3 protein-coding genes are annotated in these 1003 nt (G+C 43.4%); all 3 read left to right on the top strand.

Annotated elements, in window-relative coordinates:
• The first annotated feature begins 23 nt into the window (after positions 1-23).
• Complete coding sequence (locus IYN85_RS25600) at positions 24-518, top strand: hypothetical protein (protein ID WP_196161823.1); 495 nt, start codon at positions 24-26, stop codon at positions 516-518.
• A gap of 46 nt (positions 519-564) precedes the next feature.
• On the top strand, positions 565-795 hold the full coding sequence (locus IYN85_RS25595; protein WP_196161822.1) for a hypothetical protein: 231 nt from the start codon (positions 565-567) through the stop codon (positions 793-795).
• A 13-nt stretch (positions 796-808) separates the two neighbouring features.
• A partial coding sequence (locus IYN85_RS25590; RefSeq protein WP_196161821.1) for a hypothetical protein occupies positions 809-1003 on the top strand: 195 nt, incomplete at its 3' end.

Raw genomic sequence — 1003 nt, 5'->3', positions numbered from 1 at the left:
GAAAATCAATCATAGGAAAAATCATGGCTCATTTAACCAACATTATCACTCACGCTGACAAGAATGCCCGAGCAACTAACGCTTACTGGACGGTCAGAGGGGAAGCCGCAAATTTTTCAAATTCATTCCTTTTGATGTCAGATTGCAACAATTCGCTCGGTGATCACAGCCATGGTGATTTTGTCAAAGCGCTCGTTTGCTCTGTTTTTAATCATGATGAGACTGAGCTTTTACCGGTGGACGGATTATATGTCGAATTCACACACAGTTCATTCGGCAAGCAGTCAGGAACACGATACATGAACCCTACCAACGAGGGATATGTGAAACTAACCGTAAAGTCTAAAGGTATTTTCGATGAGGGAAGAGGTTGGTATGTGGTGGAACAGTTCGACCTGAAATTTTTCATTATGCACACGGCTACTAAGGCTGACTTCGAGAAAGCCGTTGAGTCATTACTCAGTCCTATTGCGCTTACTGCGTGGCAGGAACATAAACGGGTCGAACAGGCGGCGTAAAGTCATCGTCCTCCACTCAACATCAAATATCCTAAAGGAAAAATTGATGTCAGTTGAACAGTTAGTAGTTTTCTACGACGAGGCTGGACCAAACAGCCTTCCATCCGACCATGGTCGCACCTGGGTTCAGGAACGGATTTACAGTCATCGAATTGGAGATCGACTTCCACGCGGAAAAAAGTTTGAGCAATATCGACATACCAAAGAGTCGAAATTCAATGCACAGCAAGCTGGGAAAGCAATTCTCAGTGAGCTTTCATCACTGCTTGGCAAATAAAGAAGGAAAAATCGTGGATAAGTTATTAGATGCTATTGAGGGTGTAATTGCCGGTCATGAAAACGCATATAGTCCCGCATCGGATCTCAAAACTGAATTAGTCAGGTTAATTCAATATGCAATTAATGAGCGTGATGGCTGCGCAGTACGTGATTATCAACAACCTGTCAGTTTACTAATGGCTCAGGCAGTTACAAAGCTTGGTTTC

This window comes from Reinekea sp. G2M2-21, from assembly GCF_015687175.1.
In the GTDB taxonomy this organism is placed as follows: Bacteria; Pseudomonadota; Gammaproteobacteria; order Pseudomonadales; family Natronospirillaceae; genus Reinekea.
The sequence above is the reverse complement of the archived record's forward strand: the minus strand, read 5'-3'. Positions and strand labels throughout refer to the sequence as shown.